5 protein-coding genes are annotated in these 6,988 nt (G+C 72.7%); 3 read left to right on the forward strand and 2 right to left on the reverse strand.

Going from position 1 to position 6,988, the window contains the following annotated elements:
* Positions 1 to 296: 296 nt before the first annotated feature.
* Together ABZ885_RS13015 and ABZ885_RS13020 are read left to right on the forward strand one after the other, a co-directional pair.
* Positions 297 to 2,933 carry a hypothetical protein gene (locus ABZ885_RS13015; RefSeq protein ID WP_360187088.1) on the forward strand — a complete coding sequence of 879 codons (2,637 nt, stop codon included), beginning with the start codon at positions 297 to 299 and terminating at the stop codon, positions 2,931 to 2,933.
* 52 nt (positions 2,934 to 2,985) lie between these two features.
* Entirely contained in the window at positions 2,986 to 3,954 is a 969-nt protein-coding gene (locus ABZ885_RS13020) for a Gfo/Idh/MocA family oxidoreductase (protein WP_360187090.1), read from the forward strand.
* Between the two features lie 82 nt (positions 3,955 to 4,036).
* Here the strand turns inward: ABZ885_RS13020 and ABZ885_RS13025 are convergent, their stop codons facing one another.
* Positions 4,037 to 5,209: a CopD family protein gene (locus ABZ885_RS13025; protein WP_360187092.1), complete on the reverse strand. Its 1,173-nt coding sequence runs from the start codon at positions 5,207 to 5,209 to the stop codon at positions 4,037 to 4,039.
* A 192-nt stretch (positions 5,210 to 5,401) separates the two neighbouring features.
* Positions 5,402 to 6,277 (reverse strand): MBL fold metallo-hydrolase, encoded by an 876-nt coding sequence (locus ABZ885_RS13030; protein ID WP_360187093.1) that lies wholly within the window; start codon positions 6,275 to 6,277, stop codon positions 5,402 to 5,404.
* 141 nt (positions 6,278 to 6,418) lie between these two features.
* On the opposite strand from ABZ885_RS13030, the gene ABZ885_RS13035 reads away from it, so the two are divergent.
* Positions 6,419 to 6,847, forward strand: coding sequence for a MarR family transcriptional regulator (locus ABZ885_RS13035; protein WP_360187095.1), 429 nt, complete (start codon positions 6,419 to 6,421; stop codon positions 6,845 to 6,847).
* The last annotated feature ends 141 nt before the right edge of the window (positions 6,848 to 6,988 follow it).

Here is a 6,988-nt window from a genome sequence, read left to right on the forward strand (position 1 = left end):
CGGTTCGTGATGCTAGCGGCACATTCCGTGGCGCGACGGTGAGTTGTCCGGATACACCCTCCCGGGTGAGGCCGTCGGGTACGGCCGCCGAAGCCGTTCCCGCGACATCCACGACCAGCGATCCCAAGCTCCCGCGCACACGCGATGGCCGGCTGCCGGGTGGGCGACCCGCGTGTCCCGCCCGGTCAGTGCGGCGGCTTGAGGCGACACACCGGAACTGACAGGAGTTCAGATATCGGATGCTCCTCGCGATGCGAACCGACCACCCACCCCGGTGGTGCGGAGAAGGAGGCGGAATGGCACGGGTGAACCTGCGGGCCGCGTTCATGAGCGGGCTGTCGTCCACCGTCACGGCGCAACAGGTCTTCACCAACCGGGTCGACGAGGTGGCCGCCTTCAACCGGTCGGTGGAGGGCCTGCGCCGGACACTGGACGAGGCGGAGGTCTCGCCGGTCGTGGACCGGGCGCAGCCGCGCCGCAACGTCCTGACGCTCTACGGGGTCGGCGGCATAGGCAAGACGACGCTGTCCCAGGAGCTGGAGCGTCGGTTGCTCGCCGACGCCTCGGCCGACGGACACGACGAGGTCGTGTCCGTACGGGTCGACCTCTCCGAGGACGGGTCCTGTGACATCGAGGGCCTGGTGCTGCGCCTGCGTGCCGGGCTGGGCCGGCTGGGCGGCCGTTGGCCCGCATTCGACCTCGCGCTCGCCTCGTACTGGGTCCGGGCACACCCGGGGGAGGCCCTCCAGGACTTCCTCGACGCTTCACCAGCCCTTCGCCGCGCCTCACGCAGCATCCGCCTCGGTGACCAGATCGCGGAGGCCGTGCGGGACGTCGACCCCGCGGGGCTCGGTGGTCTGACGGGGTTGGCGCACCGGGCGGCCCTGGCCACCTATCGTGCCGTTCGGGACCGGGTGCGCGAGGGGCGGCTGCTGGCCGACTGCGAGCTGTTCGCCGAGCTGGTCGAGGCCGACGCGGACTACGAGACGCTCTCGTACTTCCCGTACCTGCTGGCCTGGGACCTGGACCACCTGCCGCGCCGGGGGCGGTCGGCCGGGCGGCCCACGGTGTGCGTGTTCCTGGACACCTTCGAGGTGGCCAACGGCCGTGACGACCGCACGATGGAGCGCCTGATCCAGCGGTGCGTCTACCTGATGCCCAACGTGCTCTTCGTGCTCACCGGCCGTAACCGAGTGGATTGGGCCGACTCCGGCGCGGGCGGTGAGCTGGACTTCACGGGCCCCGAGTACTGGCCCAACCTCCACTTCAGCAACGACTCCGTCGAACCCCGCCAGCACCTCGTCGGCTACCTGTCGGACTCGGACGCGGACAGCTACCTCAAGGAGGCACTCACCCAGGACGGCGAGCCCGCCGTGCCGGCCGCGGTCCGGCGGCGCATCATCGCCGGTGGTCAGGGGCTGCCCCTGTACCTGGACCTATCGGTGTCCCACTTCGCCGCGCTGCTCGCCCGCGGTGGGCGGCCGACGCCGGCGGACTTCGGCGGCTCGTTCACGGCGGTGGCGACCCGGTCGATCCGCGACCTGCCCCGGGAGGAGCGGGACCTCGTCCGTACCGCGGCACTCACCGACCGGGTCGGCGCCGATCTGCTGCGGGCCGGACAGCCCGACGTCCCGGACGGCTGTGTGGCCCGGTTCCTCCGCCGTCCGTTCCTGACGCACGACGATGCGTACGCGCTGCCGTACGCCCTTCACGCGGCGCTGCGCCATGCCATCGTGGAGGCGGACCGGACGCTCCCGGACGGCTGGTCCGACCGCGACCGCAGCAAGGTGGCGGCCCGGCTGCTCGCCTGGCTGGGCGAGCGTCTCAAGCCGTCCTCCGGCCGGGTCGTCGTCGCCCAGGCCCTCGAATCCGGTCTCAAGCTCGCTGCCGCGCACGGCGTCTTCGAGGACTGGATGGCCCGTGCCACCCAGCGTCTCGTGGAGGCCGGGCAGTGGTCGGAGCTGGGCGCGGGGCTGACCGCCGAACCAGCCGCTACGCCGGAGTACCGGGCGGTTCTCGCGGCCATACGGGGCGTTCAGCTGCGCCGTACCGGCCGAGCCGCGGAGGCCGTCGAACTGCTCGTCGGTGCGGGGGACGGCGTAGCGGAGGGCAGTCCGACCGCGCAGCTGGTGCGGATCCACCTCGCCCACGCGCTGCGCAACCACGGCGACTACACCGAGGCGGCGGAGATCTACCGTGCCCTGGTGGGCGGCGATTTCGACGCAGCGGCCCGGTACTGGCTCTGCGACTTCGACTACCTCAAAGGTCGTTTCGGCACGGCGCTGGCCGTGCTGCGGGAACAGCGCAGCCGCGGGCCGGAGGACGAGGGGGAACGGCTGAGGCTGATCGGGCACATCTGGCGGGTGAACGCCCGGTTCGATGAGGCGACCGTCGCGTACACCGAGGCGATCGACCTGGCGCGGCGCGAGGGCTTGGCCGCCGCGGAGGCGAAGGCGTTGGCCAATCTGGTTCAGACGGCATGCTGGTCCGGTGACACGGCCGCGGTGTCGGCCGGGGCCACCCGGGCGCGGGACCTGCTCGATCTGGTGCCGAACCCGGTCGAACTGGTCAAGATCCGCTCCGCCGAGGCGGTCGCGCACGCGGTGTCCGGTGACTCCGCGGCTGCCCTGCAGGCGGTCGGGGGCACCCGGCGGCTCGCGGACGACATCGGCTACCGCGGCGGCCACAACCTTGCCGACGTGGCCCAGATCCTCGTCGGCGTGCTCGGCGGCGACCACGACGGCGCTCGTCGCACGCGGGCAGAGCTCGACGCGCGCACTCGGAGGTCGGGGGGCAACACCTACTGGGTCCCGATCGTGACGAGCTGGCTGGAGGGAGTCCCGAAGGCCATGGCGCACGGCCCGCAGGTCGAGTGGGTGGACGGTCCGGCCGTGTCGTTGGGTCGTTGGGCCGAGGTGGCTGCGCGAGGATGAGACACCGGTGCTCTGGTGTGCGGGGCCACAACAGGCGAGGGGAACGGATCGGATGACCGACCCGGTACGCGTCGAGCCGGTCCGTGTCGGCCTGGTCGGGATCGGCATCATCGCCGAGACCCACCTCGCCGTCCTGGCCGAACGGGACGATGTGGCCCTGGAGTTCACGGTCGACCCACAGCCGGTCGGGCCCGTCGACTTCCGGGGCGCCACGCCCCCCCACTACGGCGGCCTCGGCCGGGCGCTCGACGAGCACCGGCCGGATCTGGTGGTCGTGGCCACCCCGACGGAGACGCACGTCGAGCTGGCGGTCCAGGCCCTCCTGGGCTCCGAGGCCGAGGTGTTGGTGGAGAAGCCCCTCGTGCACGGTCTCGGCTCTCTCGCGAGGTTGCGCGACCTGGACGGGAAGGCCGATGTGCGGGGCAGGCTGTTCACCGCCCACCACTTCGCGTTCTCGCCGGAGGTCGACTGGGCGGCAGGGTTGATCGCCGCCAACCCGGCGTGGGGGCCGGTCACGGCCATCACGTCGGCCTTCTACGACCCCTACGTCCTGCGGGGGGAGGCGGCCTTCGCTTCGTACGTCTCCAGCTGGACGGACTCGGGGGTGAACCAGCTCAGCATGCTCACCCGCTTCGTCGACCTCATCGAACTCACCTCCGCCCGGCAGACGGACGGCGGCGCGAGCGCGTGGTGCACCGTGGAGTTCCGCTCCCGCGGCGAGCTCGGCACGGCTCGGCTGCGCAGCAGCTGGCTGACCGGCTCCAGCAGCAAGGAGAGCAGCCTGGTACTGGGCCGCTCCGGAGTGGAGGTCTGGATCGACCACACCGCCATGACGGGGTTCGCCGCCCGGGAGGGGGAGTTGGTGGCCGCCTTCGGCAATGACGGCCGGACTGCGCGGAAGGTGGCCCACTACCGTCCGCTCTACGCCAGCCTCCTCTCCGGCCGGCCCGATCCGGTGCTCGGCTTCGACGCCGCAGCGACGATCACCGCGATCCATCAGGCGGTGCCCGGGGCACGGTAGTTGCCGATCGTGGACGGGACGTGGGGCGTGGCGGGCCCGGGGCCGGGTTCTGCCACGCCCCACGTCGCGGGGTGCTGTCGCGTCAGGAGGCCTCGGGGGCCGGCAGGCGGCGGGAGAGCGCCTCGGAGGCCTTGGCCGTGGCGTAGAGGGAGACGGCGAGGGCGATGACCAGGGCGGCGCCGCCGGCGAAGACGGTGCCGTCGGAGACGGCCTTCGGGCTGCCGGCCTCGGTGCGGGCGGAGCCGGAGAGGAAGGGGAGGACGACGAGGACGGCGGCGCCGAGGGCGACCTCGCCCCAGACGACCTTGGGGAAGTGGCGCAGGGTGAGGTGGAGCAGCGAGGCGGTGTCGTCGGTGCGGCGGGCCCGGGTGATGCGGGGCATCAGCCAGAACTGGTTGAAGGCGCCGGCGGTGACGAGGCCGGCCACCAGCAGGACCTTGACGAGCAGGGCGATGCCGTAGCCGGTGGTCCAGAGCTGGGAGACGGCGCCGACGTGCTTCCAGCTCAGCCAGAGACCGGAGACGGTGATGGCGGCGACGCAGGTCATCGCGACGAGGCTGAAGCGGCGCCACATGTCGGCCCAGAGCAGGCCGGCGCCGTTGCCGAGCCGGTTGCGGGTTCCGGCGAGGACGACGAGGAGGGCGAGGCCGCCGAGCCAGACGGTGCCGGCGACGATGTGGGTCTGGTCGAGGGCCAGGTCGAGCCAGCGGTCGAGGTCGGCGGGCTTGGTGGCCGGTACGGCTGCGATCAGCGTGACGGCCAGGGAGAGCGGCAGCGCGGCGAGCGCCACGGCGTCGGTGCGGCGGCGCGCAGCGGGGGCGAACAGGGCGATCAGGAGGGCGGCCGTGGCCACGAGTACGACGTTCTGGACGAGGTACACGGTGCCCTGGGCGATCCAGGCGCCCTTGGCCGCCGGGGCCCGGAGGTAGGACCAGATCTCACCGGGGGCGAGGGCGTCGCCGAACGGCATGCCCTTGCCGGACCGGGCGACGCGTGCGGCGAGCTGGAAGTAGCCGGCGACCAGCAGCACCACCCCGGCCCAGGCGAGGTGGATTGCCGATCTTCTTCGCAGGATCGCGGTGTCCTCGGGGTCGGCTTCCGCGGCGCGAAGGGCCGGGCGGACGGTGGTCGCGTAGGTGACGGTGGCACCGATGGTGCCGCTGAGGCCGATGAAGTAGCCGGTCTTGGTGAGGATTCGCCAGACCTGGGGCACGGTGTAGTCGGCCGTGGTCGCGGCCAGCAGGGCGGAGTGCATGAGGTGAGGCTAACCTAAATAAGGGTAGGGTTAGTAACCCCTGCGCCGCTGATCGTTCAATCGTCATCAACTTGTGAGCTGCCCCCGGTTGCCCCCGGTTGTCGCCGGTTGCCCCGGCTGGGCCGAGGGCGAGCGGCCGGCGGCCCCGGTGCGGTGTGAGGCCTCGGGTGCACCGGGGCGCGGCCGGGTCGGTCAGCTGTCGACGGGGTGCCAGGCCGGGCCGGTCCCGTCCTGCCGGACGTGCCCGAAGACGACGTCGGCGAAGTGGACGCCGAAGCCGATCGTGCCGGGTTCGGACAGCTCGGCGACGAGGCGGCGGCGGTGGCCGGCGGTCCGGGCGGGGTCGTGGTCGAAGGCCGAGGACCAGTCGGGGTGGTCGATCTGGATCGGCGAGTGCACGGCGTCGCCGAAGGCGATCAGGCGCCGCCCGCCCCCGGTGATGACGTACTCGGCGTGCCCGACGGTGTGGCCGGGGGTGATCCGCGCGCGGACGCCGGGGAAGACCTCCTCGCCGTCCGTGATCGTGCGGACGTGCGGGGCGAGGGCGGCGGCCTGCTCGGCCATGCCCTGCTCCTCCAGCAGGTCGCGCCGCTCCCACTCCGCCTCGGAGATCAGGTACTCGGCGTGGGCGAGGGCGGGACGGGCGCCGCCGGGGGCGGGGTGGCAGGCCCAGCCGAGGTGGTCGGAGTGGAGGTGGGTGAAGGCCACCGCCTCGATGTCCTCGGGGCTGCGGCCGAGTTCGGCCAGGCCGGCGAGGAGCGCGCCTCCGTGGATGGCGCCGAGCGGGCCGTCCGGCATCCCGAACTCCTGCGGGCCGAAGCCCGTGTCGATCAGCAGCGCGCGGCCGCCGTGCTCGACCAGGAGGCCGCCGACGCTGCCCACGAGGTGGCCGGTGGCGTCCAGGTACTCCGGGTGCGCGGCCCACACCTCGTCGGTGGTGTCCGGGAGCAGCTGCAGCGGCCGGAGCCGTACGTCGCCGTCCGGCACGTACGACACCTTGGTGTCGCCCAGCCGGATCGAGCGGATGCCCGCCGGCCGGCGCAGGCGTTCGTTCTGAAGGGTCGTCACATCGGACACGGGGGTCCCCCTGGAGGTCGTCGCGAGGTTTTCGCCGCGCTTCCCGGCGGCGATGACGATCACCATAAACATCAAGCTTGAATCATTCAAGCTAGAAATATGTCGGCTTGATGGACTTGCTAGAGTGGCGGCATGACGACGTCCCCCGAGCCGCAGGCCATCGCCGAGCGACAGCTGTGCGGCCTGGTGAACGGGCTGGCCCAGCGGATCGCCGAGCACGTGCGGGAGTGCGCCGCCGCCCTGGGGCTCACCGCGTCCCAGGCGACCGCGCTGCGGGAGATGAGCGGGCCGATGACCATGCGGGAACTCGCCGAACGCATGTGCTGCGAACCCTCCAACACCACCTTCGTCGTCGACAGGCTGGAGAAGCAGGGCCTGGTCGGGCGTCACCCGCACCCCACCGACCGCCGCGCCAAGCACCTCGTCCTGACCGCCGAGGGCGCCGCGTTGCGCGAACGCCTCCTCGGGCTCCTCGCCGAGGGCTCCGCGCTGTCCGCCCTCGGTCCGGAGGAGCAGCACGTCCTGCGCGGCCTGCTGGAACGGGCCGTCGCCCGCTCCTGACCGACCGGGCACCGGGGCACCGGGGCTCCCGGCCCGGGGCAAGCCGGGGGCAGGCGCGGGACGGGCCGGGGGACAGGCCGCGGACGGATCCCGGCGCACACACACGCAACCGCCGGCCCGGCGGCCGGGCGTACGCACGCC

Origin of the sequence: Kitasatospora sp. NPDC047058 (genome assembly GCF_040643935.1) — a bacterium.
GTDB lineage: Bacteria > Actinomycetota > Actinomycetes > Streptomycetales > Streptomycetaceae > Kitasatospora.